23 protein-coding genes are annotated in these 21,344 nt (G+C 65.9%); 9 read left to right on the plus strand and 14 right to left on the minus strand.

Annotation, left to right across the window (positions count from 1 at the left end; translation table 11 throughout):
- Nucleotides 1-116 precede the first annotated feature (116 nt).
- Entirely contained in the window at nt 117-518 is a 402-nt protein-coding gene (locus G6P99_RS35725) for a PaaI family thioesterase (RefSeq protein WP_245284821.1), read from the plus strand.
- A gap of 122 nt (nt 519-640) precedes the next feature.
- Nucleotides 641-1,510 (plus strand): alpha/beta hydrolase family protein, encoded by an 870-nt coding sequence (locus G6P99_RS35730; RefSeq protein ID WP_245284822.1) that lies wholly within the window; start codon nt 641-643, stop codon nt 1,508-1,510.
- A 7-nt stretch (nt 1,511-1,517) separates the two neighbouring features.
- On the opposite strand, the gene G6P99_RS35735 is transcribed toward G6P99_RS35730, so the two are convergent.
- The 4 genes from G6P99_RS35735 to G6P99_RS35750 form a co-directional block, all read right to left on the minus strand.
- A complete protein-coding gene (locus G6P99_RS35735; RefSeq protein ID WP_029083660.1) occupies nt 1,518-2,810 on the minus strand; it encodes an NAD(P)/FAD-dependent oxidoreductase in 1,293 nt (430 codons plus the stop codon).
- A 201-nt stretch (nt 2,811-3,011) separates the two neighbouring features.
- Nucleotides 3,012-3,743, minus strand: coding sequence for an amino acid ABC transporter ATP-binding protein (locus tag G6P99_RS35740; RefSeq protein ID WP_029083661.1), 732 nt, complete (start codon nt 3,741-3,743; stop codon nt 3,012-3,014).
- Nucleotides 3,740-4,393: an amino acid ABC transporter permease gene (locus tag G6P99_RS35745; protein WP_029083662.1), complete on the minus strand. Its 654-nt coding sequence runs from the start codon at nt 4,391-4,393 to the stop codon at nt 3,740-3,742. The genes G6P99_RS35740 and G6P99_RS35745 overlap by 4 nt, the downstream gene beginning before the upstream one ends.
- Before the next feature lie 173 nt (nt 4,394-4,566).
- On the minus strand, nt 4,567-5,334 hold the full coding sequence (locus G6P99_RS35750; protein WP_029083663.1) for an ABC transporter substrate-binding protein: 768 nt from the start codon (nt 5,332-5,334) through the stop codon (nt 4,567-4,569).
- A 182-nt stretch (nt 5,335-5,516) separates the two neighbouring features.
- Here G6P99_RS35750 and G6P99_RS35755 point away from each other — a divergent pair, with 182 nt between their 5' ends.
- Nucleotides 5,517-6,164 carry a cupin domain-containing protein gene (locus G6P99_RS35755; RefSeq protein ID WP_035977743.1) on the plus strand — a complete coding sequence of 216 codons (648 nt, stop codon included), beginning with the start codon at nt 5,517-5,519 and terminating at the stop codon, nt 6,162-6,164.
- 188 nt (nt 6,165-6,352) lie between these two features.
- On the opposite strand, the gene G6P99_RS35760 is transcribed toward G6P99_RS35755, so the two are convergent.
- The 3 genes from G6P99_RS35760 to G6P99_RS35770 are packed head-to-tail and all read right to left on the minus strand — an operon-like array spanning nt 6,353 to nt 10,167.
- Nucleotides 6,353-8,623, minus strand: coding sequence for a xanthine dehydrogenase family protein molybdopterin-binding subunit (locus G6P99_RS35760; RefSeq protein ID WP_029083665.1), 2,271 nt, complete (start codon nt 8,621-8,623; stop codon nt 6,353-6,355).
- 3 nt (nt 8,624-8,626) lie between these two features.
- Nucleotides 8,627-9,673, minus strand: a complete 1,047-nt coding sequence (locus tag G6P99_RS35765) for an FAD binding domain-containing protein (RefSeq protein WP_029083666.1) — start codon at nt 9,671-9,673, stop codon at nt 8,627-8,629.
- Nucleotides 9,670-10,167, minus strand: a complete 498-nt coding sequence (locus G6P99_RS35770) for a (2Fe-2S)-binding protein (protein ID WP_029083667.1) — start codon at nt 10,165-10,167, stop codon at nt 9,670-9,672. Before G6P99_RS35770 ends, G6P99_RS35765 begins: the two co-directional genes overlap by 4 nt.
- Nucleotides 10,168-10,318: 151 nt before the next feature.
- Between G6P99_RS35770 and G6P99_RS35775 the strand changes: the two genes are divergently transcribed.
- On the plus strand, nt 10,319-10,960 hold the full coding sequence (locus G6P99_RS35775) for a TetR/AcrR family transcriptional regulator (RefSeq protein WP_029083668.1): 642 nt from the start codon (nt 10,319-10,321) through the stop codon (nt 10,958-10,960).
- 99 nt (nt 10,961-11,059) lie between these two features.
- Here the strand turns inward: G6P99_RS35775 and G6P99_RS35780 are convergent, their stop codons facing one another.
- The 6 genes from G6P99_RS35780 to G6P99_RS35805 form a co-directional block, all read right to left on the minus strand.
- On the minus strand, nt 11,060-11,659 hold the full coding sequence (locus tag G6P99_RS35780) for a hypothetical protein (protein WP_051346607.1): 600 nt from the start codon (nt 11,657-11,659) through the stop codon (nt 11,060-11,062).
- A 34-nt stretch (nt 11,660-11,693) separates the two neighbouring features.
- Complete coding sequence (locus G6P99_RS35785) at nt 11,694-11,879, minus strand: hypothetical protein (protein WP_156928842.1); 186 nt, start codon at nt 11,877-11,879, stop codon at nt 11,694-11,696.
- 155 nt (nt 11,880-12,034) lie between these two features.
- The gene (locus G6P99_RS35790; RefSeq protein WP_165125276.1) at nt 12,035-12,478 is read right to left on the minus strand and encodes a hypothetical protein; all 444 of its coding nucleotides are present in this window, start codon (nt 12,476-12,478) and stop codon (nt 12,035-12,037) included.
- A gap of 370 nt (nt 12,479-12,848) precedes the next feature.
- Complete coding sequence (locus G6P99_RS47765) at nt 12,849-13,217, minus strand: GNAT family N-acetyltransferase (RefSeq protein WP_198031227.1); 369 nt, start codon at nt 13,215-13,217, stop codon at nt 12,849-12,851.
- Between the two features lie 151 nt (nt 13,218-13,368).
- Entirely contained in the window at nt 13,369-14,634 is a 1,266-nt protein-coding gene (locus G6P99_RS35800) for a D-amino acid dehydrogenase (protein ID WP_165125279.1), read from the minus strand.
- 106 nt (nt 14,635-14,740) lie between these two features.
- Entirely contained in the window at nt 14,741-16,081 is a 1,341-nt protein-coding gene (locus tag G6P99_RS35805) for an aspartate aminotransferase family protein (RefSeq protein WP_156928843.1), read from the minus strand.
- A gap of 148 nt (nt 16,082-16,229) precedes the next feature.
- On the opposite strand from G6P99_RS35805, the gene G6P99_RS35810 reads away from it, so the two are divergent.
- Nucleotides 16,230-16,778, plus strand: coding sequence for a cupin domain-containing protein (locus G6P99_RS35810; RefSeq protein WP_018273259.1), 549 nt, complete (start codon nt 16,230-16,232; stop codon nt 16,776-16,778).
- Between the two features lie 140 nt (nt 16,779-16,918).
- On the plus strand, nt 16,919-18,343 hold the full coding sequence (locus tag G6P99_RS35815) for a lysozyme inhibitor LprI family protein (RefSeq protein WP_029083672.1): 1,425 nt from the start codon (nt 16,919-16,921) through the stop codon (nt 18,341-18,343).
- Nucleotides 18,344-18,544: 201 nt separating this feature from the next.
- Here G6P99_RS35815 and G6P99_RS35820 read toward each other — a convergent pair whose 3' ends face one another.
- Nucleotides 18,545-19,297 (minus strand): Crp/Fnr family transcriptional regulator, encoded by a 753-nt coding sequence (locus G6P99_RS35820; RefSeq protein ID WP_051346612.1) that lies wholly within the window; start codon nt 19,295-19,297, stop codon nt 18,545-18,547.
- A 140-nt stretch (nt 19,298-19,437) separates the two neighbouring features.
- Between G6P99_RS35820 and G6P99_RS35825 the strand changes: the two genes are divergently transcribed.
- The 3 genes from G6P99_RS35825 (at nt 19,438) to G6P99_RS35835 (ending at nt 21,329) form a co-directional block, all read left to right on the plus strand.
- Nucleotides 19,438-19,872, plus strand: coding sequence for a hypothetical protein (locus G6P99_RS35825; protein WP_029083673.1), 435 nt, complete (start codon nt 19,438-19,440; stop codon nt 19,870-19,872).
- Between the two features lie 123 nt (nt 19,873-19,995).
- A complete protein-coding gene (locus G6P99_RS35830) occupies nt 19,996-20,841 on the plus strand; it encodes a caspase family protein (RefSeq protein ID WP_051346608.1) in 846 nt (281 codons plus the stop codon).
- Nucleotides 20,842-20,924: 83 nt separating this feature from the next.
- The gene (locus tag G6P99_RS35835) at nt 20,925-21,329 is read left to right on the plus strand and encodes a DUF4864 domain-containing protein (protein WP_029083674.1); all 405 of its coding nucleotides are present in this window, start codon (nt 20,925-20,927) and stop codon (nt 21,327-21,329) included.
- Nucleotides 21,330-21,344: the final 15 nt, after the last annotated feature.

Here is a 21,344-nt window from a genome sequence, read left to right on the forward strand (position 1 = left end):
CGTCGTGGCGGGCTTGCGCCGTCGCGCAACTCAGTGATTGGCATTTCGCGACGGGCGCGCCGGGAGACATTGCAGGCCGCAAGCGGGCTGATACATTTGGCCGGACAACAACCGAGGTGACCGGCTTGAGTGATGCAAGTGCAGACGTGCCGCCCGGCGCTCAACTCCTTGGACGGGAGTGGCTGGGCTTCGACGGCGAAATCTCCTCGATCCGCTTCGCGGCGCAGCCCTTGTTCACGAACCGGCATGGAACGATCCAGGGCGGCTTCCTCGCGGCGATGCTGGATTCGGCTACAGGCCTCGGCGCCCTCGCAGCGCTTCCCACAACCAAGACCGTGGTGACCAAAACGCTCACCACGCGGTTTCTCAAGCCGGCGCGCGTCGGCCCGATCACGGCCAAGGCCAAGGTCGTCTCGCAGACCGACCGCGACATGATCGTCGAGGCCGACCTGATCGACGCTGACAATTTGACGGTCGCCAGCGCCACGGCCGAGTTGCGGGTTCTCGACAAGCGATAGCCATGCGTTGCCCTTCTTTCGCGTTTTCAGCCCTGTTGTTGCTTGCGGTCTCCACGGCGCAGGCGGCCGGGCTACGACACTTCGATGTTCCCGCCGGCGCTGACGGGCCTGCGATCAGAGGGGTGGCATGGCATCCCTGCGCCGAGCCCCCGCACGAGATCGATGCTCGCGACGGCAGATCCTTCTTCGGCGTGAACGACTGTCCGATCATGGGAGACAGACTGCCGCTGATTGTGATCTCGCACGGCCGGCGCGGATGGCTCGGTGGTCATCATGACGCCGCGGAGGCTCTGGCGGATGCCGGCTTCATCGTTGTGACGATCAATCATCCAACCGACACCGAGCGCGACACCAGCGGCACCGACAGCCTTGCCGTCATGGTCGAGCGCCCCGCCGACATCAAGCGTTCGATCGACTACGCGCTCGGAGGCTGGCCGGACGCGGCACACATTGACGCCGGCCGCATCGGTCTGTTTGGCTTTTCGTGGGGTGGCTACACTGGCCTCGCCGCGATGGGCGGTGAGCCCGATCTCCGCAAGGGCCTGCCGAACTGCCAGACGTCGAGCTTGCGGGCCTGCAAGGAACTCGAAGAGGGAGAAAAGCCGAGCGGGCCGGTCGTCCATGATCCACGCATCAAGGCCGCGGTCATCATCGATCCCTATCCGGTGTTCGTCTTCCCGACGGAAAACCTCAAGAGCGTGGCGATCCCGGTTCAGTTGTGGAGTTCCGACCCAGCACAGAACGCCGACGGCCTATCCGGCTGCTGCGCTGCTGATGTCAAAGACAGGCTTCCGTCCAAGCCCGACTATCATTTTGTGGGGGATGCAAAACACTTCTCATTCCTTGCCGTCTGCACGCCGAGAGAGACGAAGGAGAGTGCCCGCATCTGCACCGACGCGCCGGGCTTCGATCGGGTCGCGTTTCATCAGCGCTTGTACGCGGAAGCCGTTGCGTTCTTCAGAGCGCATCTGGGCAATGCTGGAACGCGATAGCGCGAAGCTACACCCCGAGCCTATCCCGCACCCGCCCCGTCAGCACCGCCGCAGTCACGCCGACGCGCCAGAACGCATGCATCGGGATCGGCTTGATGCCCGTCATCGGCATGTCGATCTCGGCCTTGGAACCGCCGATCAGGCGGCGGGCAAGCTGCGCGCCCATCGCGGTCGAAAGCGCGACGCCGCGGCCGTTGCAGCCGAGCGAGATCAAGAAGTTCTCGGCGGGCTCGTGGACATGCGGATAATGATCGGCGGTGATGGCGAGGCGGCTGTTCCAGCCATGGGTCCAGCTGACGCCTTTGAGCTGCGGCCACAGCCGCTCAGCGTAGCGGATCAGATAGGAGATGTCGGACGGGCCCATGATCCAGCGCATCGGGCCGCGGCCGCCCATCAAGAGCCGATTGTGCTGGTCGATGCGGTAATAGACCGTGATGTGGCCGCTCTCGTAGAGCACCGGCCGCGTCGGCATGATCGCGGCTGCGACCGCCTCAGACAGCGGCGCAGTCGCCGCGATCGAGGAGAACACCGGCACGATGGTGCGGCGAAGCGCCGGCCACAGATCATCGGTAAAGCCATTGGTCGCGAGCAATACCTTGTCGGCATGCACGACCGCGCGCGGGGTCTCGATCCGCCAGCTTCCGCCGTCGCGGCGCAACGACAGCGCCGGCGTCTCGCCATGGACGGCGGCGCCGGCGCCGATCGCGGCACGCGCCAGGCCACGCGCATAGCTCAGCGGATGCAGGTCGCCGCCGCGCGCATCCAGCATCGCGCAGAGATAACGATCGCTGCCGGTCATCTCGCGCATTTCGGCGGCGTTGAGCAGTTTCACCGGCATACCGCGCCGGATGCATTGCTGTGCCGTCGTCGCGATCGCCGCCGCACTGGCCTCATTGTAGGCGGCGCGCAGCGTGCCGTTCTGCCGCGCCTCGCAGGGGATCTGGTAGCGGCGGATCAGCTCATGCGTGAAATTGGTGGTGCCGTAGGAGAAGTCGATCATGCGGCGGCCAAGATCGGCGCCGAAATCCTGCTCGATCTGATCGGGGTCGTGCTTCAGCCCGGGATTGGTCTGCCCGCCATTGTTGCCGGACGCGCCCCAGCCCGGCTCCTGCGCCTCCAGCACGGTCGCAAGCACGCCCTGCTCGGCGAGATGCAACGCAGTGGAGAGACCGGTGAAGCCGCCGCCGATGATCGCGACCGGCACGCTTTTGTCGGTCGTAAGCGGAGGCGTTGGTGTCGCTTCCACCGCGGTGTCGGCGTAGAGGCTCGGTGGCAGCGGCAGGCGGGTCGGTAAGGTCATGGTCGGGACCGGCGTTTGACCTCTCCCATAGGGAGAGGTCGGCGCGCAGCGCCGGGTGAGGGGTTCAGGTCCCACGAGAGAGCGTCACCCCTCACCCGGATTGCATCTGACGATGCAATCCGACCTCTCCCACAAGGGGAGAGGTGGACCGCTTGTGCGGAGACAATAGAGGCAAAGCCCATGCGTTGGAACTCCGGCTGATCACAGCGGATGCAGCACGCGGCGCAGAAAGTCCTGGGTGCGCGGGTGCTGCGGTTGGTTGAGAACGGATTTGGCGGCGCCCTGCTCGACGATGACGCCGCCGTCGATGAACAGCACGCGGTCGGCGACGTCGCGGGCGAAGCCCATCTCGTGGGTGACGACCACCATGGTCATGCCGTCGTCGGCGAGCTTGCGCATCACCGAGAGCACCTCGCCGACCAGCTCCGGATCGAGCGCCGAGGTCGGCTCGTCGAACAGGATCGCCTTCGGCTGCATCGCCAGCGCCCGCGCGATCGCGACTCGCTGCTGCTGGCCGCCGGACAATTGCGGCGGGTGCACCTCGGCCTTGTCGGCAAGCCCGACCTGCGCGAGCAGTGCACGGCCGCGCGCGATCGCCGCCTCACGCGGCTCCTTCTTCACATAAAGCGGCCCCTCGATGACGTTCTCGAGCGCGGTGCGGTGCGGGAACAGGTTGAAGCGCTGGAACACCATCGAGACCTGGGTGCGGATCGCCACGATCGAGCGGTCGCCCTGGTCGACGCGCGCGCCCTCGACGCTGATCTCGCCGCGATCATAGCTCTCGAGCCCGTTGATGCAGCGCAGGATGGTCGACTTGCCGGAGCCGGACGGGCCGATGATGCAGACCACCTCGCTCTTGGCGACCGAGGCGGTGATGCCCTTCAGCACCTCGACCTTGCCAAAGCTCTTGTGCACGTCGCGAAGCTCGATCATTTGCGGTTCGCCTTGTTCTCGAAGTGCCGAACCAGCAGGATGAGCGGAATACTCATGGTGAGGTACATCAGCGCCACCAGCGTGAACACGCTGGTGTTCTTGAAGGTCGAGGAGGCGATCAGCTTGCCTTGCAGCGCGAGCTCGGCGACCGTGATCGTCGAGGCCTGCGAAGAATCCTTCAGCATCATGATCATGATGTTGCCGTAGGGCGGCAGGATGATCCTGACCGCTTGCGGCAGCACCACCCGGCGCATCGTGAGCCACCAGCCCATGCCGATGGTCTGCGCCGCCTCGATCTGCCCCTTGTCGATCGCCTCGATGCCGGCGCGGAAGTTTTCCGCCTGATAGGCCGAATAGGCGATGCCGAGCCCGATGATCGCGGCCTGCAGCGCCGAGAGCGCGATACCGAAATCGGGCATCACGAAATAGATGTAGAACAGCAGCACGATGATCGGGATACCGCGGATCACGTTGATCAGCACGGCGCTGAGGCCTGTGAGGATGCGAATGCCGGACACCCGCATCAAGGCCCACACCAGCCCGAGCACGGTCGACAGCACCAGCGAGCCGATCGTGACGACGATGGTCAGCCAGACACCCTGCAGCAGGATCGGCACGAACTCGACGGCGTCATGGAAGAATTTTTGCATCGACTAGTCGTATCCAGTCCCGTCACGTGCTCGAGTATTACTACCGTCATCCTGAGGAGCGGCGTCTTCGCCGCGTCTCGAAGGATGCACGGCCCGGCTGGTGGCCGTCGACCCTTCGAGGCTCGCTCCGCTCGCACCTCAGGATGACGGATCACTTCGGAGCACACACGCTCTCACGAAGCGCTGGCCTTCTGGCCCCATTTCTCGAGGATCTTTGCGATCGTGCCGTTGGCCTTCAGCTTCGCCAGCGAGGCGTTGATCTTGGCGAGCAGCTCGGTGTCGCTCTTGCGGACGCCGATCGCGACCGTGCCCACCGTCACGGGCTTGTAGCCGTCGACCAGCCGCACGTCGGCGAAATTGCCCTGCTGCAGATTGTAGGCGAGGATCGGATAGTCGGCAAAGCCGGCCTTGAGGCGGCCGGCATTCACGTCTCGCAGGATATCGGGAATGGTGTCGTAGACCTTGACCTCGCTGAACAGCCCGGTCTTCTTCAGCGCGTCGACGAAGGCGGTGCCGACCTGGGCGCCAACCACAGTGCCCTTCAGATCTTCCTGCGAGGTGTAAGCCTTGGTGTCGGCCTTCGGCACCACGAGACCCTCGCCATAGCTATAGACGGGATCGGAGAAATCGATCACCTCCTTGCGCGCGGCGGTGGCGAACATCGCGGCCGCGATGATGTCGATCTTGTTCGCGGTCAGCGAGGGGATCAGCGCCGAGAACTGCATCGGCTCGATCTGCACGGAAAAGCCGGCATCCTTGCCGATCTCGGTGGCGAGATCGACCATGATGCCCTGGATCGAGTTGGTTTTGGTGTCGAGGAAGGTGAAGGGGATGCCGGTCGGCGTCGAGCCGACCTTCAGCACCTGCTGCGCCTGCGACGGTGCGCTCAAGGCAAGGGCGAGCACCGCGACCGCGGCCTGGACGAGACGCTGAAACGACATCGCAACACCTCCCGAAGCTGGCCGCCGGCGCCGCGTCGTCCGCTGTAGAGCGGTTTTGGTTGCGGGCGACGCCGTTCCGGCCTATTTTCACCAATATGAAATTGTGGTCACGAAACCGCGGCCAATGCAAGCGGTTTTCATGCACATGAAGGAAGCGGACTGACGTGAGCGGCGGCAAGAGAATGCGCAAAGGCGCGGCAGGCAAGCCCGCGACGGCACGCCGCGCCGCCAAAAAACCGGTCGGGAAACCGGCCGAGCCGGCGATGGATCTTGCGGTCGGCCGCCGCATCCGCGACCTGCGCCGCAGCAAGCAGATGTCGCTGGAGGTGGTCGCCGCACGCACCGATCTATCGATCGGCTTCATCAGCCAGATCGAGCGCGGCCTGTCGTCGCCCTCGCTGCGTGTGCTGGCAACACTGGCCGACGTGCTCGGCGTCGGCATCGCCGCGCTGTTCGGCGCGACGCCGCGCGACGACGGCGCCGGCGGCGTCGTGACCCGCGAGGTCCAGCGCGCCGAGCTGAAACTGTGGCGCACCGGAATCTCGAAGCAATTGCTGAGCCCGGCCGGCAGCGAGAGCCGGCTCAACCTGTTCCTGGTGCATCTCGAGCCCGGCGGCAACACCGGCGACGAGTTCTACACCCATGACGGCGAAGAGGCCGGCCTCGTGCTTCAGGGCGAGATGACGCTCACAGTTGACACCGAAACCTGGACGCTGAAGCAGGGCGACAGTTTCAGATTCGCCAGCCGCCGCCCGCACCGGTTTTCCAACCCGGCTGATGATGCCAAGGCCGTGGTGCTGTGGGTGAATTGCGTGACCGCGGCGGGGTAAGGCTTCGCTCTCTCCGTTCGTCGTCCCGGCCTAGTGCGCAATTGCGCACGGGAGCCGGGACCCATAACCACAGGGTCGTGTTGTTGAAGAAGGCTGAGGCCCCAGCGCCGCGTCACAACTTACATTTGTGGTTATGGGTCCCGGCCTACGCCGGGACGACGCCGAGGACAATTCTCGCGGAACGTCCGCTAACTTCCCAACCCCATCACCAGCTCCTCGATCTTGATCGGGAAATTCCGTACGCGGATCCCCGTCGCGTGCCAGACGGCGTTGGCGACTGCACCAGCGCTGCCGGTGATGCCGATCTCGCCGACGCCCTTGATGCCGAGCGGATTGACGTGCGGATCGTGCTCGTCGACCGTGATCACCTCCATCGGCGGCACGTCGGCATTAACAGGCACATGATATTCGGCGAGGTTCGCGTTGAGGATGCGGCCTGATCGCTTGTCCATCACCGCTTCCTCATGCAGCGCGAAGGAGAGGCCCCAGATCATGCCGCCGCGCAGCTGGCTCTGCACCATCAACGGATTGATGATGCGGCCGGCGGCGAACGCACCGACCAGCCGGGTGGCGCGGATCTGGCCGAGCTCGGGATCGACCTTGACCTCGGCGAAGACAGCGCCATGCGCGTGCATCGCATATCGCGATTGCGCCGCGGGATCGGCCGCACCGGTGCCGCTGGCCTCGACCTCGGCAACGCCGGCGCGCGTCAGGATGTCGGCATAGCTTTCGCTGCGCGCATCGTCGTCGCGGCGATAGAGTCGCCCCGCGCGCGCCACCACGCCGGCATTGCCGGCGCCGAACAGCGGCGAGCGCTGGTCGGAGGTGGCGAGCTCGGCGAGTTTTGCGATCACGGCCGCGCCGGCATTGTGGATCGCGGCGCCCACCGTTGCGGTATGCGCCGAGCCGCCGGCGATGCCGGCATCCGGCAGGTCCGACGTGCCCGACAGGAACGCGATCTGATCGAGGTCGAGGGCAAGCGCGTCGGCCGAGATCTGGGTCAGCGCGGTCCAGGCGCCCTGCCCCATGTCATGCGCGCCGCTCTCCATCACGCCGCGCCCGTCGGCGCGGATCACGGCGCGGGCATTGCCCTGGAACATCAGCGCGGGGAACGTCGCGGTGCCCATGCCCCAGCCGACCAGAAAACCGCTGTCGTCGCGCATCTGCTTCGGTTGCAATGGACGTCCCGCCCAGCCGAAACGTTCGGCGGCCTTCGCGTAACACTGCCACAGCGCCTTGGAGGAAAACGGCTTGCCGGTGGTCGGCTCGACCTCGGCGTAGTTCTTGAGCCGGAACTCCAGCGGATCGATGCCGCAGGCGAACGCCGCCTCGTCGATCGCGCTCTCCAGCGCAATCGATCCGGTGGCCTCGCCCGGCGCGCGCATGAACAGCGGCGTGCCGGTGTCGACGCGCACCGCTTCATGCGCGGTGCGGATCGCAGGGCTGGCGTAGAGCGTGTGCGAGGCGTCCGCAGCGGGCTCGTAGAAATCGTCGAAGCTCGAGGTCGCAATGCGCGCCTCGTGATCAAGCGCTGTCAACAGGCCCGCATCGTCGGTGCCGATGCGGATGCGCTGCCGGGTCGCTGAACGATGGCCGACCGGGCCATACATCTGGCTCCGTCGCAGCACCAGCTTGACCGGACGGCCGACCAGCTTCGCCGCCATGACGCCGAGCACCTGCGGGCCTGAGACCAGGCCCTTGGAGCCGAAACCGCCGCCGAGGAACGGGCTATTGATGTGGATATTCGCCGGCGGAATGCCGAACAGCCCACCGATCCGCATCTGCGCCATTGCCATGCCCTGGCTCGGCGTATCGATGAACAGACGGTCGCCGTCCCACACCGCGACGATCGCATGCGGCTCCATCGCGTTGTGATACTGCGCCGGCGTCTCATACGTTGCATCTGTCAGCTTCGAGGCCGCGGCGAGGCCGGCATCGATGTCGCCGTGGCGAACTTCGGCGGGATTGCCGATGCCGACCACCGGCGGTGCATAGGCCTCGCCGGCGTCGAGGCCGACGCGCGCGATCTCGACCTGATAGCGCGGCGACAGCAGCGCAGCGCCTTCGGTCGCGGCCTCCAGCGTCTCGGCGATCACGACCGCGATCGCCTGGTTGGCGTAGCGCACCTCATCGCTCTGCAACAGCTCCATGCGGAAGGCGAACGGATTGCCCTTGGCGTCCGGGTCTTCCGCCAGCTCGGGCTTGTGCGCCGGCGTCATCACGTCGATGACATCGGGGTGGCGCTTGGCGGCGGCGACGTCGAGCGCGGTGACGCGGCCGCGCGCGATGCAGCTGGTCGCGATCACCGCATAGGCCATGCCGGGCGGATGATTGTCGGCGGCATAGCGGGCCTTGCCGGTCACCTTGAGCACGCCCTCGGTGCGGGTCAGCGGCTGGCCGATATTCGAGCCATGGCGGAGATGGGCGGGGTCGCGGGTCAGATTGAGTTCAGCTGTCATGCGTCACGCTCCTGCAACGGATGAGAAGGGAGAGCCCGGCAGCGCGGGGATACGATCCGGCGTGCCTGCGGCAGCAAGGGTGAGCGCGCGCACGACGATGCGTTGCGCGAGCTCGATCTTGAAGGCGTTGTCGCCGGACGGTTTTGCGTCGGCGAGCGCGGCACGCGCCGCCTCGCGATAGCTGGCCGCATCCGCCGCGCGACCTGCGAGCACCTGCTCGGCCTCGCGCGTCCGCCATGGCTTTGCCGCGACGCCGCCGAGCGCGAGCCGCGCGTCCCGGATTTTGCCATCCTCGATGCGCAAGGCCGCCGCGGCCGAGACCACGGCGAAAGCATAGGACGTGCGCTCGCGCACCTTGATGTAGCGGGCATGTTTGGCAAAAGCCTGTGCTCCGGCCGGCAGGCGCAGCGCGACGATCAGGTCGCCGCGGTCCAACGCAGTCTCGCGCTCCGGTGTCTCTCCGGGCAAGCGGTGCAGCGCCTCGAGCGGCAGCTCGCGCCGGCCGCTTTTGCCCTCGATCTCGACGACCGCGTCGAGCGCGACCAGCGGCACGCAGAAATCCGACGGATGGGTCGCGATGCAACTTTCGCTCCAGCCGAGCACCGCATGCAGGCGGTTCTCGCCCTTCAAGGCTTCGCAGCCGGCGCCCGGCCAGCGCCGGTTGCAGGCGCTGCCGGCGTCGTAGAAATAGGCGCAGCGGGTCCGCTGCATCAGATTGCCGCCGACGGTCGCGGCATTGCGAAGCTGGGCGGATGCGCCCGACAGCAGCGCTTCGGCCACCGCGGGATAATTGCGCGCGAACCCAGCGTCGTGCGCGAGTTCGGCGTTGCGCACCAGTGCGCCGATGCGCAACGCGCCATCGGCCAGATGCTCGATGCGATCGAGCCCGGGCAGCCGCGTGACGTCGACCAGGCGGCTCGGCCGGCTGACGCCGCCCTTCATCAGGTCGAGCAGATTGGTGCCGGAGGCGAGATAGGTCGCGCCGTTTTCGGAGGCCGCCGCGATCGCATCGGCGACGCTGGCCGGCCTGACATAATCGAAATTCATCATGCGGAGCGCCTCTGTTTTGCAGTGGTCATACTGCTCTGTGCCTCGAGCACGGCCTCGGTGATCCCCTGATAGGCGCCGCAGCGGCAGAGATTGCCGCTCATGCATTCGCGCACGCGCTCCGGATCATCGCCGGCCTGCCCCTCCTGGATCAGGCCGATGCCGCTCATGATCTGGCCCGGCGTGCAGAAGCCGCACTGGAAGCCGTCATGGGCGATGAAGGCGGCCTGCACCGGATGCAGCTGATCGCCGCGCGCGACGCCTTCGATGGTCAAGATCTCGGCGCCGTCATGGCTGACGGCGAGCGCGAGGCAGGAATTGATGCGGCGGCCGTCGACCAGGATGGTGCAGGCGCCGCACTGGCCGCGGTCGCATCCCTTCTTGGTTCCGGTGAGGTCGAGCCGCTCGCGCAACAGGTCGAGCAGGGTGACGCGGGGGTCGTCGAGGACAATTTCCCGGCGGACACCGTTGATGGTGAGACTGAGTGGGAGATTCATGCGGGGCTCCGATCCGTGTATGGTCGGTTGAATCAGGGCAACGCCGTCCCGTGGCCGCCGATCGGTGATCGGCGCGCCTTGTCAGGCCGGGTGCTGGTCGCCATATACGGAGGCGCCCTCCGTTTACAAGGGAGGGCGAGAAGAAAAAACAATGGCCGGTCCATCAACAGAAATTGCTCGCAAGCCGCGCGCCGACGCCGTGCGCAATCGCGAGCGCGTGCTGGAGGCGGCGAAGGCCGTGTTCTCGGCCGGCGGCAGCGAGGCGAGCCTCGAGGCCGTCGCGCGCCATGCCGGCGTCGGCATCGGCACGCTGTATCGCCACTTCCCGACCCGCGAGGCGCTGTATGAGGCGGTCTATCGCCGCGAGGTCGAGCAGCTCGGCGACCTTGCCGAGCAGTTGCAGAGCGCGCCCGAGCCGGTCGACGCGCTGCGGCGCTGGCTGCGCGCCAATGTCGAATTCGTCGCCACCAAAAAAGGCATGGTCGCAGCACTTGCGCTGGTCGCGGCCGGCTCGAGCGAGCTGCACGCCTATTCGTTCGACCGCCTGACCAAGGCCATCGGCACCCTGCTGGCGCGCGCGGTCGCGGCCGGCGCGATCCGCAACGACATCAGCGCCGAGGACGTGCTGCGCGCGCTGATCGGCATGTGCTACATGCACGACCAGCCGGGCTGGCAGACCACGGCGCTCAGGTTGCTTGATGTGTTCGTGGACGGGTTGCGGGTACGGCCGATGACGGAATCCCGCAAGCCGAAACCGGAACGAAAGAAAGCCAGCCTCAAAACATCGCGCTAGTTGCTGGTGCGATCGCATGAGCGAAGCGACATGCGGGACGAGCGGCCCCGGATATCGCTGCGCGCATCCGGGCTACGCCCGTGGGGCCACGAAATACGTTCACGCCGCCATATTGAAGAGAACGCCGAGCGGCAGCCGGGGTCCTGCCGGATTGATATGAAGCACGGCATCGATCGTGCGTGCGGCCGGGGATGACGGCTTCATCCAGTCCAGATGATCCGCGAGCCAGGATCGCGGCTCCCCGGCGAGCGCGATCGCCGTTACCCAGGTAGCAAGCGGATTGTCGCGAGCCAGCGCCTGTTCACGGCCGGGAATGGTGGCGCCGGCCACGCCCATCAGATGATGCAGCACCGCCTTCGCGAGCAGGTCATCGAAACATCCGTCATCGCACCGCTCGCTCCCCGCGGCATCGATCGCAAACAGCGCGTCGGCTTCGGCGCGGCTGACCGAATCCCCGGTGCGGCCGGCAACGCAGAGAATGCGCGCGCATAACGCGGCGTCAGCGGCGTCGATCGTTCGCGAGAAATGCGCCCGGCCGGCCACAGTGGGTCCCTCGCCGGCAATGATGTCGCAACACACCAGCGCGAGCGCCGCGGCGCTGCGTGCCGCAGCGTCGGACGTTGACCTCGCGATTTCGGCGACAAGATCGTCCGCGCCGCGGGGTTCACGCGGGGACAGTTCAGACTCCGGGCCACGCATCGATCGCTCTGCTGTTGATTGCAAGTGGCGGCGCTCAAGGACGCCCGGTGCGCGGCCACAGCCACCGCATGATGATCGCGTGCGGCGTTCGCCGGCTGCGCGGCAAATCGTGCCGCTGCAGCGCCGCCGTTGCAAAGGCCGCTGCCTGCTCGCCGGAGTGCCGTTTCTCGCGCGCCAGCGTCATCCATTCGCGAATAACCGCGCGTCGTACCTTGGACATCGGAGTTTCCCTTCGGGACCCGAGCGGGATGACTCTTCTTCGAATCGTCATCCCGCTCTATCTCTTTGCTTTGAGCATGATCTTTTCGGAAAACCGCTACACACTTTTCCAGATCATGCTCTAGCGGCGTTTGCCGTTGCGCAATCAGCAGCGCGTCAGGCCGCCAGCTGCAACGGATGGGCCTGCGACCTCCGCGCCGACAGCGCGCAACCGTATTGATGCACGATGCCCTGCTCGACGACGAAGCCGCGCCGCTCCAGCGAGGCGCGCAGGCTCTGGTTGGCCGCGGCCTTCTGTGCGTCGACCCAGACCACCAGCACCGCACGGGCGTTGAGGAAATTCGCCAGCCAGTCCAGTGCCGGCTCAAGCGCAGGAAGGGTGCGGCGCCGCCAATCGACCAAAGCGGCATCGTACTGGCCGGCCGGACGGCCGCAATTGCCGGTCGCTGCGGCGCGCAGATAGCCGCGCCGTTGCAGCTCGAACATCAACTCCATGCTCTTCGAGCCGGCCACGACAATGCGCTGCTGGGTCGTGCAACCGGCCAGCGCGATCATCGGCTCGATGATCCGGTCGCCGGCGGTAATCTGAAGCGAAGACATGACATCACCTGTTCCCGTTCGCGCTCGCACGTGCGGCCGAGCCTCGGCGGCCTGGCGTCCGCGGGGCGCTTGCATCGGGCTCAATATCTTCAGAGCGGGATATGAATTCGAGAGCGCTGCAAGCTCCGCCGCATATGAACCGCATAAGCCCGCACAAGTGTGCTGAAGTGAACAGACTGGACGGCGATAATCTCGTTTGATGCCGGTATTGCAAACTAGTGAATATTCATGATCCAGCCCGGCCGTCGTGCCGGGCTGTTTCGCGATGATGCAACAAGAAGCCCCGCTCGAGACGGGGCGCCTGTGACCATGCGGATTCGTTCGCATTCGACCGGACGGGGGCGGCTGATGCACCGCCCTGACGAGGCCGTCAACGCGACCGATAGATATCCGGGCGAACAACTTCTATGAAACGGGATGGATTGCCGAGCGCTTCGAAGCCGAATTGGCGGTACAATCCGTGCGCGTCCGACGTCAGGAGCAGGAGGCGCCTCAGGCCTGGCAGGTCCTCATGCTCGACAACGCAACGCATCAGCCACTTCGACAGACCCTTGCCGCGATGTCCCTCCAGGATGAACACGTCGGCAAGCAGTGCGAAAGTCGATTTGTCGGTGACGACACGCGCAAGGCCAACTTGCGCAGCACCGTGATAGACGCCAAAGCAGAGCGAATTCTCGATCGCGCGCTCGACGATCGATCTTGCCCGGCGACCAATAGCTCTGCTCTGCCAGGAACGTATGAATCACATCCAGGTTCAGGCGGCGTGCATCGGTCGACATCTCGTATCCGGCAACGGTCTGCTGCGTCTGCATTCACTTTGCTTCCTTCGATGAAGCCGGCACACCGGCAATACCGGTATCCGCGCGTGGGACGGCGTCTGGAAAACGCCGTTACCCGAACCGGTGATCGTAGCGCTTGATCGACAGCTCCTTGGTGTCGATCTCGGGCTTCTTGCCGGAGAGCATGTCCGCGAGCACCCGGCCCGAGCCGCAGGCCATGGTCCAGCCGAGCGTGCCGTGGCCGGTGTTGAGGTGCAGATTGGCAAAGCGCGTCGCGCCGATCACCGGCGGGCCGTCCGGGGTCATCGGGCGCAGGCCGCACCAGAAGGTGGCCTTGGGAAGATCGCCGCCGCGCGGGAACAGATCGGTCAGCGAATGGTCCAGCGTCGCGCGCCGCGCGGCGTAGAGTTTGGTCGAATAGCCCGAGATCTCGGCGGTGCCGCCGACGCGGATGCGATCGCCGAGCCGAGTGATCGCGACCTTGTAGCTCTCGTCCATCACGGTCGATTCAGGCGCGCCGGCGGCGTCCTTGATCGGCACCGTGATCGAATAGCCCTTCACCGGATAGACCGGCAGCGAGATGCCGAGCGGCCGCACCAGATGCGGCGAGTAGCTGCCGAGCGCCGGCACATAGGCATCGGCGGTCATCATGCCGGCGCTGGTCGCAACGCCGGTGATGCGGGTCGCGTCCGCATTCAGACCGTCGATGCCGACGTTGAAGCTGAAGCGGACGCCGATCTTCTCGGCTTCCAGCGCCAACGCCTGCGTGAACATGTGGCAGTCGCCGGTCTCGTCATGCGGCAGCCGCAGCCCGCCGGCGAATTTCTGCTTCACAGAGCCGAGCGCAGGCTCGGCTTTGATGCAGCCCTCGCGGTCGAGCACCTCGAACGGCACGCCATATTGCTTGAGCACCGCGATGTCATCGCCGGTATGATCGAGCTGGGCCTGCTCGCGAAACAGCTGCAGCGTGCCGCGTGCGCGCTCGTCATAGCGGATGCCGATGTCATTGCGCAGCGCCTGCAGGCAGTCGCGGCTGTATTCCGCGATCGGGATCATCCGGCTCTTGTTCACCGCGTAGCGCGAGGTGGTGCAGTTGCGCAGCATCTTCAGAAGCCACAGCCACATCACGGGATCGAGCTTCGGGCGGATCACCAGCGGGCCGTGCTTCATCAGCAGCCACTTCACCGCCTTCACCGGCACGCCGGGACCGGCCCAGGGCGACGAATAGCCCGGCGACACTTCGCCGGCATTGGCGAACGACGTTTCCAGCGCGGGCTTCGGCTGACGGTCGATCACCGTCACCTCGTGGCCGGCGCGCGCAAGGTAATAGGCCGAGGTGACGCCGATCACGCCACTGCCGAGAACAAGAACCTTCACTTTTCCTCACATCCTGCAGCAACAAACGCAATCGCCGCTGCGAAACCACTCTGCTCCGCAACGGCGACAGCAATTTGTAGAGCTAGCGACGAATAGCTAGCAATTATCAGGCCACGCGCTTGATGGCATCGCTCAGGATCGAGACCATGTCGTCGATATGCTTCTTCTCGACGATCAAGGGCGGCGACACCGCGAGCGAGTCGCCGCTCATGCGCAGATAAAGCCCGCTGTTGAAGCAGTCGACCATGAGGTCGTAGCCGCGCGCGGCGACGACACCATCGCGCGGCGCGACTTCGACCGCGCCCATCAGGCCAATATTGCGGATGTCGACGACGTTCGGCAGTCCCTTCAGCGAATGCAGGCCATCGCGGAAATAATCGGCAAACTGCGCGCCGCGCGTCAGCAGGCCTTCATCCTTGTAGATGTCGAGCGTGGCAATACCGGCGGCGCAGGCCACCGGATGCGCCGAATAGGTGTAGCCGTGGAACAGCTCGATCATGCCCTCGGGGCCGGTCATCAGCGCGTCATGGATCTGACGGGTTGCGAACACCGCGCCGCAGGGCACGCTGCCATTGGTGATGCCCTTGGCGGTGGTCATCATGTCGGGCGTCACGCCGAAGAAGTTGGCGGCGAACGGCGTGCCGAGGCGGCCGAAGCCGGTGATGACCTCGTCGAAGATCAGGAGGATGCCGTGCTTGGTGCAGAGCTCGCGCAGCCGCTGCAGATAATTCTTCGGCGGCGGCAGCACCGCGGTCGAGCCCGGCACCGGCTCGACGATCACGGCGGCGATGGTGTCGGCGCCATGCAGCGCCACCATTCGTTCGACGTCATCGGCAAGCTCGGCGCCGTGATCCGGCATGTCCTTGGCGAAGGCGTTGCGCGCCATATCATGGGTATGGCGGATATGGTCGACACCAGGCAGATGGGTCGCGAACTGGCGGCGGTTGGCGACCATGCCGCCGACCGACATGCCGCCGAAGCCGACGCCATGATAGCCGCGCTCGCGGCCGATCAGGCGGGTACGGGTCGGCTGGCCGGCGGCGCGATGATAGGCCAGCGCGATCTTGAGCGCGGTGTCGACCGATTCAGAGCCCGAATTGGTGAAGAAGATGCGATCCAGCCCCTTCGGGGCGATCTCGGCGAGGCGCTCGGCGAAATCGAACGCCAGCGGGTGGCCCATGTTGAAGGAGGGCGCGAAGTCCAGCGTGGTCAGCTGCCGCTCGACCGCGGACGCGATCTGCGGGCGGCCATGGCCGGCGTTGACGCACCAGAGACCGGCGGAGCCGTCGATCACCTGCCGGCCGTCGACCGAGGTGTAGTACATGCCCTTGGCGGAGGAGAACAGCCGCGGCGCTTTCTTGAACTGCCGGTTGGCCGTGAACGGCATCCAGAGCGATTCGGTCTTGATGGTGTTCGGAATCTGATGAACGGTCACGGCGCGCTCCATTGCTGACGATGCCTAGTCGGACCACTCTTCCCGGCACTCAACAAGTCCTTTTCTGTCGCACGGCAAGCCATTGATCTTGTTGAGGCGGTCTGCGAAGATTTGTTCGATCCGCAACACCTGCAACAGCGATTTTGCCGAAGGGACTGTCATGAGCGTCGACATCGGCGGGCGGCTGCGATTCATCCGTGCGCGGCACAAGCTGTCGCAGCGCGAACTCGCCAAGCGCTCCGGCGTGACCAATTCGACGATTTCGCTGATCGAATCCAACCAGATGAACCCGTCGGTCGGCGCGCTGAAGCGCATCCTCGACGGCATCCCGATGGGGCTCGCCGAATTCTTCGCGATCGAGCCGGAGCGGCCGCGCAAGGCATTCTACCGCGCCGACGAGCTGACCGAGATCGGCAAGAAGCCGATCTCTTACCTCCAGATCGGCGACAGCCTGTTCGGCCGGGCGTTGCAGATCCTGAAGGAGCGCTACGAGCCAGGCAGCGACACCGGCCGGGTGCCGCTGGTGCATGAGGGCGAGGAAGGCGGCATCGTGGTGTCGGGCCGGCTCGAGGTCACGGTCGACGACGAGCGTCGGGTACTCAACGCCGGCGACGCCTATTATTTCGAAAGCCGCCGCCCGCACCGCTTCCGCTGCATCGGCGCCAAGCCGTGCGAGGTGATCTCGGCCTGCACGCCGCCGACATTTTGAACCGGGCGCGGGCGGCCGGCGACCCAAGGCGCAAGGGCCGCATGCCGCGGCCTTGCAGGTTATCGCCCATGCCTTGCTCCCCACGGCTCGTAGCTATCTCAGCGGCCATCACGGTCCTGGCGTCCAGTCCGTCCATTGCGATGGACGATTATCTGCGCGCATCGAGCAGCGCGCCGACCGCGATCAGGCTGTGCGGCGATACCGGCGACAGCACGATCAAGACCGCCGACTGCACGAAGGCCGGTTATGACAAGCTCGTGGCGCAGATCGACAAGGCATTCGATGCGGCGCTGGCAAAGATGCCGGCCAACATCAAGCCGCTGCTGAAGCGCGACCAGGCCTGGTTCAACGAGATGATCATCGACGCCGCGGAGGTCATGGCCGACGCCGATGCGGACGAGCTAAAAGAGAGTTTCGCCGAGGCCCTGCGCCGCCGCGCCGCAGCGCTTGACGGAATGGCATCCGGCCGGCCGGGCCTCGCCGGCAGCTGGGTCAACGCGTTCGGCAACATCACGCTGACGCCGGCCGAAGCCGGCGCCTATCGCCTCGCCGCCGATCTGCGAGGCGACTATGGCGGCGACCGGCGGCGGACTTGCAAGCTGACCGCGCTGGTCAAGCCTGCCGCGAGCGGCTGGCTGTCCGGCCCCGCACTCACCGACCCGGCCAAGACCGCCGAAACCGCAAAGCCACCGTCGTTGAAGGTCCGCCGCCAGGGAGAGAGCTTGCGCATCGTTGCGATCCTGGGCGACGACGAGGGCGGCCTCGCCGCATGCGAATCCATGGGGCAGATCACCGGCAGCTATTTTGCCGCCGGCAAGGACGCGGCATCCGACAAGGCCGATACCACTTTCGTCACCCCGACCTTCGACTGCACCAGGCCGGAGACCGCGACCGATGAGGAAATCTGCGCCGACCCTGATTTGGCCGACAATGACCAGCGCCTGAACCGGGCCTGGAAAGCTTTGCAGCCGCGGCTCGACGAGCCAACGCGGCGCGCGCTGATCGACGACCAGCGCAACTGGGTGAAGAGCCAGACTGAGGAGTATCCGGAATTCCTGCATCCCGCCTGGGAGAAGCAGACCTCGCAGGTGCACGACACCGTCGGTGCCCGCGACCATGTCGACGGATTGCAGCGCGAACGCCTCGCGCTGCTCGAAGGCTTTGACGACAAGCGCAATGGGCTCGCCGGCATCTGGCTCGCCTATAACGCCGTCATCAAGGTCACCGCCGACAGCGACGGCACCCTGAGCGCCACGGGATGGAAGTGGGACCAGGGCGACTGGAAGGCCGGCTGCGACTACGACATGACGGGCAAGATCGTGGCCGGCGTGTTTCGCTCCGACGAGCGGCGCAAGAACCCCGATACGCTCGAGCGCGACCACGCCATGCTGATCGTCAACCGGATGGACGACGTCTTCGCCAAAAAGCGCACCGGCAAGGACGGCGCCGAGGATAGCGCCGACGAGGCAAAATGCCGGCGCCGGCTCGACATCTCCTCGACCGCGCGGCTGTTTCCCGCCCGCCCGTCGCCGGACATCGACAAATTCAAGGGCGCGATCCGCTAAAGCGCGGACAGCGTCACAGATCGCGCGTCTGCCGGTCGCCCCACGCAATGACGATTGCAATAGTGGCGAACATCGCGGTGACGGCGATTATAACAAGGATGGTGTCGAGGGGCATGGGTCGTCTCCTGCATATGATGGAGAGACCTAGCGCGCTCACGCGCGCATCGCCTTGTGCTGGATCAAAAAGCCGGCGCCGCAGCGTCAGCTCGCGCCGCTCAGCTTGAGCCGTTCGAGGTCGAGCAGCCGCACACCATCGGGCACGATCAGCACCACCTTCTCGCGCGCAAGCCGGGTCAGGGTGCGGCTCACCGTCTCGATGGTGAGACCGAGATAGTCGGCGATGTCCTGCCGGCTCATCGGCAGCGGCACGGTGACGGACATGCTTCCGATCCGGGCGTGTCGCGTCTGCATGTTGAGCAGAAACGCGGCGATCTTTTCCTCGGCACTGCGCCGCCCGAGCAGCAGCATCTGGTCCTGCGCCAGGCTGAGTTCGTGCCCGGCGAATTCATGCAGGCGGCGCAGCAGATGCGGCTTGCCGTCGACATAGGCAAGGAACGTCGATCGCGCGAAACGGCACACCGCGACCTGGCTCACCGCCTCCGCGGTGACGCCGTAGCGGTCCTGCAGCGCAAGTCCGAGGAAGTCGCCCGGCAGTGCGAAACCGACGATCTGGCGGCGGCCGTCGGGCAATGACTTGTACAGCCGCACGACCCCGTCGGTGACGTTGAACACGCTCCCCGCCGGCGCACTCTGCTCGAACAGCGTCGTTCTTGCCGGGACCTGCTTGGCCTGGCTGATCCGGTCGAGCTCCTCGAGCTCGGACGGCTCCAGTGCAGCGCAGACGCTGAACAGCCTGACCTTGCAGTCCTCGCAGCCATTGGTGGCGCGGCCGTGCATGCAGTCGCACGGCGTCGTGCCGGCACACGAATCCTGCAGTGGTTCGGCGATGCTCATGGCTTCGGGGGTCCGCATGGTTTCGATGTCGACACTATCAGCCGCGATTTGATCTGGATCAACCGCCGGGGTCATTGATGCAGATCAATGCTGCGCCGCCCGTTCCCCAGCAATTTCGTCCGTGTTCGGGGAAACCGACGATGAACGAGCATTTCCAAGCACTTCCGATCGACCATCAGGACGCCATCGCGGCCTATCCGCTGGTGTTCATGCATGATGCCAGTATTACCACGCAGCAATGGCTGCGGTTCGTGCGCCGGCGCAGCCGCGGCAGCTCGCTCCAGACCGGGCTGATCGCGATCCGCGATCGCCGCGGCGTCATCCATGCCCTGTTCAGCTACCGCGTCGATAGCGACCTGCGCGTCCGCAAGCGGCTCAGCATCAGCGACCTGATCGTCGCCCATCTGCCCGGCTCACGGATCGACGACGCGGTGTCGAGCGTCGTGGCCGACGTTTCGGCGCAGCACGGCTGCCAGATCGTCACCATCGAGCGGCCCTTCGCGACGCCCTCAGCGCGGCGGACCGGATGCCCGACCGCCGAGGCGCTGCTGCGCCGCAACCGGCGCGTCAACTGACATCGCTCCTCAATCTGGATGGGTGCACGCCCGATAACGGGCGGCAGCTTCGTTCGAACCGGAGGCGATCCGGAAAGACCAATCCATAACAGCCCGACGTCCCGCCCCGCGGAGTGCATCACCATGTCCGGCCGAAACGGCATCCTGTCGCGCCTGATCGTCGCGGCATTCGTGCTGTGCATCGGCACCGCCGTTCAGGCCGAGAAGCGGGTCGCACTGGTGATCGGCAATTCCGCCTATCGGAGCGCGCCGAAGCTGCCGAACCCGGCCGGCGATGCCAGGCTGGTCTCGGACACGCTGTCGTCGCTCGGCTTCCTCGTGGTCGGCGGCGGCGCGCAGGTCGACCTGACCAAAACCGGCTTCGACGATGTGCTGCAGGCTTTCGGCCGCGAACTGGTCGGCGCCGACGTGGCGCTGTTCTATTATGCCGGCCACGGCGTCGAGACCCACGGCCTGAATTATCTGGTGCCGGTCGACGCCGATCCCGCCAACGAGGGTGACGTGTTCATGCAGGGCATCGCCATGGCCGGCGTGCTCGACCAGATGGAGAAATCCGGCGCCAGGATCAATCTCGTGCTGCTCGATGCCTGCCGCAACAATCCGTTTCGCGATCGCGGCGTGCGCTCCGCCACCGGCGGGCTGGCGCAGATGCAGGCGCCGGCGGGCACGCTGATCTCGTTTGCGACCCAGCCGCGCAGCGTCGCGCTCGATGGTGACAACGGCCACAGCCCCTATACGCGCGCGCTGGCCGCCACCATGCGGCATCAGGGCTATGGCCTGTTCAGGACCTTCAACGAGGTCGGGCTTGCGGTGGAGAAGGCAACCCATGGCCGGCAATTGCCCTGGGTCGCCGCCTCGCCGATCGCAGACCGGTTCTATTTTTCCGGCGAGCCAGCGGTGGCCAGGGAAACCGAGCCTGCACGGGATGCCGGACTAGCGGCCAGGCCGCCGCGCGGCGTCCCGCGCTGACGCACGCGACACCTTTGTCGCTTGCAGCGGAAACCGGCCTGGGGTGTCATGCGTAACAGCAGGTATCCGAGATGGAACCCCGCATGCGCGCGATCGCACTCATTGCCGCCATTCTGTTCGCCCTCGTCTCATCAGTTGCCGCCGACGACGTTGGTGCCGCGCAGGACGTGATCCGCGCCCAGGAGCAGGCGTTCGGCCGCGACGATGCCGCTTCCGCCTATTCCTATGCCGCGCCCGCGATCCGGCAGATCTTTCCGCAGCCCGACATCTTCATGTCGATGGTGCAGAGCCAGTACGCGCCGGTCTATCGCCACAGGAGCTTCGAGTTCGGCGCGGCGCAGAGCGACGGCGACCGGATCGCGCAACGCGTCCATATCGTCGATGCAAATGGCGAGGCGTGGGAGGCACTCTACACGCTGGAGCGGCAGGCGGACGGCAGTTTGAAGATCACCGGCTGCTCGCTGCTGAAAGCCGGCCAGGCGGTGTGATCTGATGCAGCAAAG

Origin of the sequence: Bradyrhizobium sp. 6(2017) (genome assembly GCF_011058295.2) — a bacterium.
Taxonomy (GTDB): Bacteria; Pseudomonadota; Alphaproteobacteria; order Rhizobiales; family Xanthobacteraceae; genus Bradyrhizobium; species Bradyrhizobium septentrionale.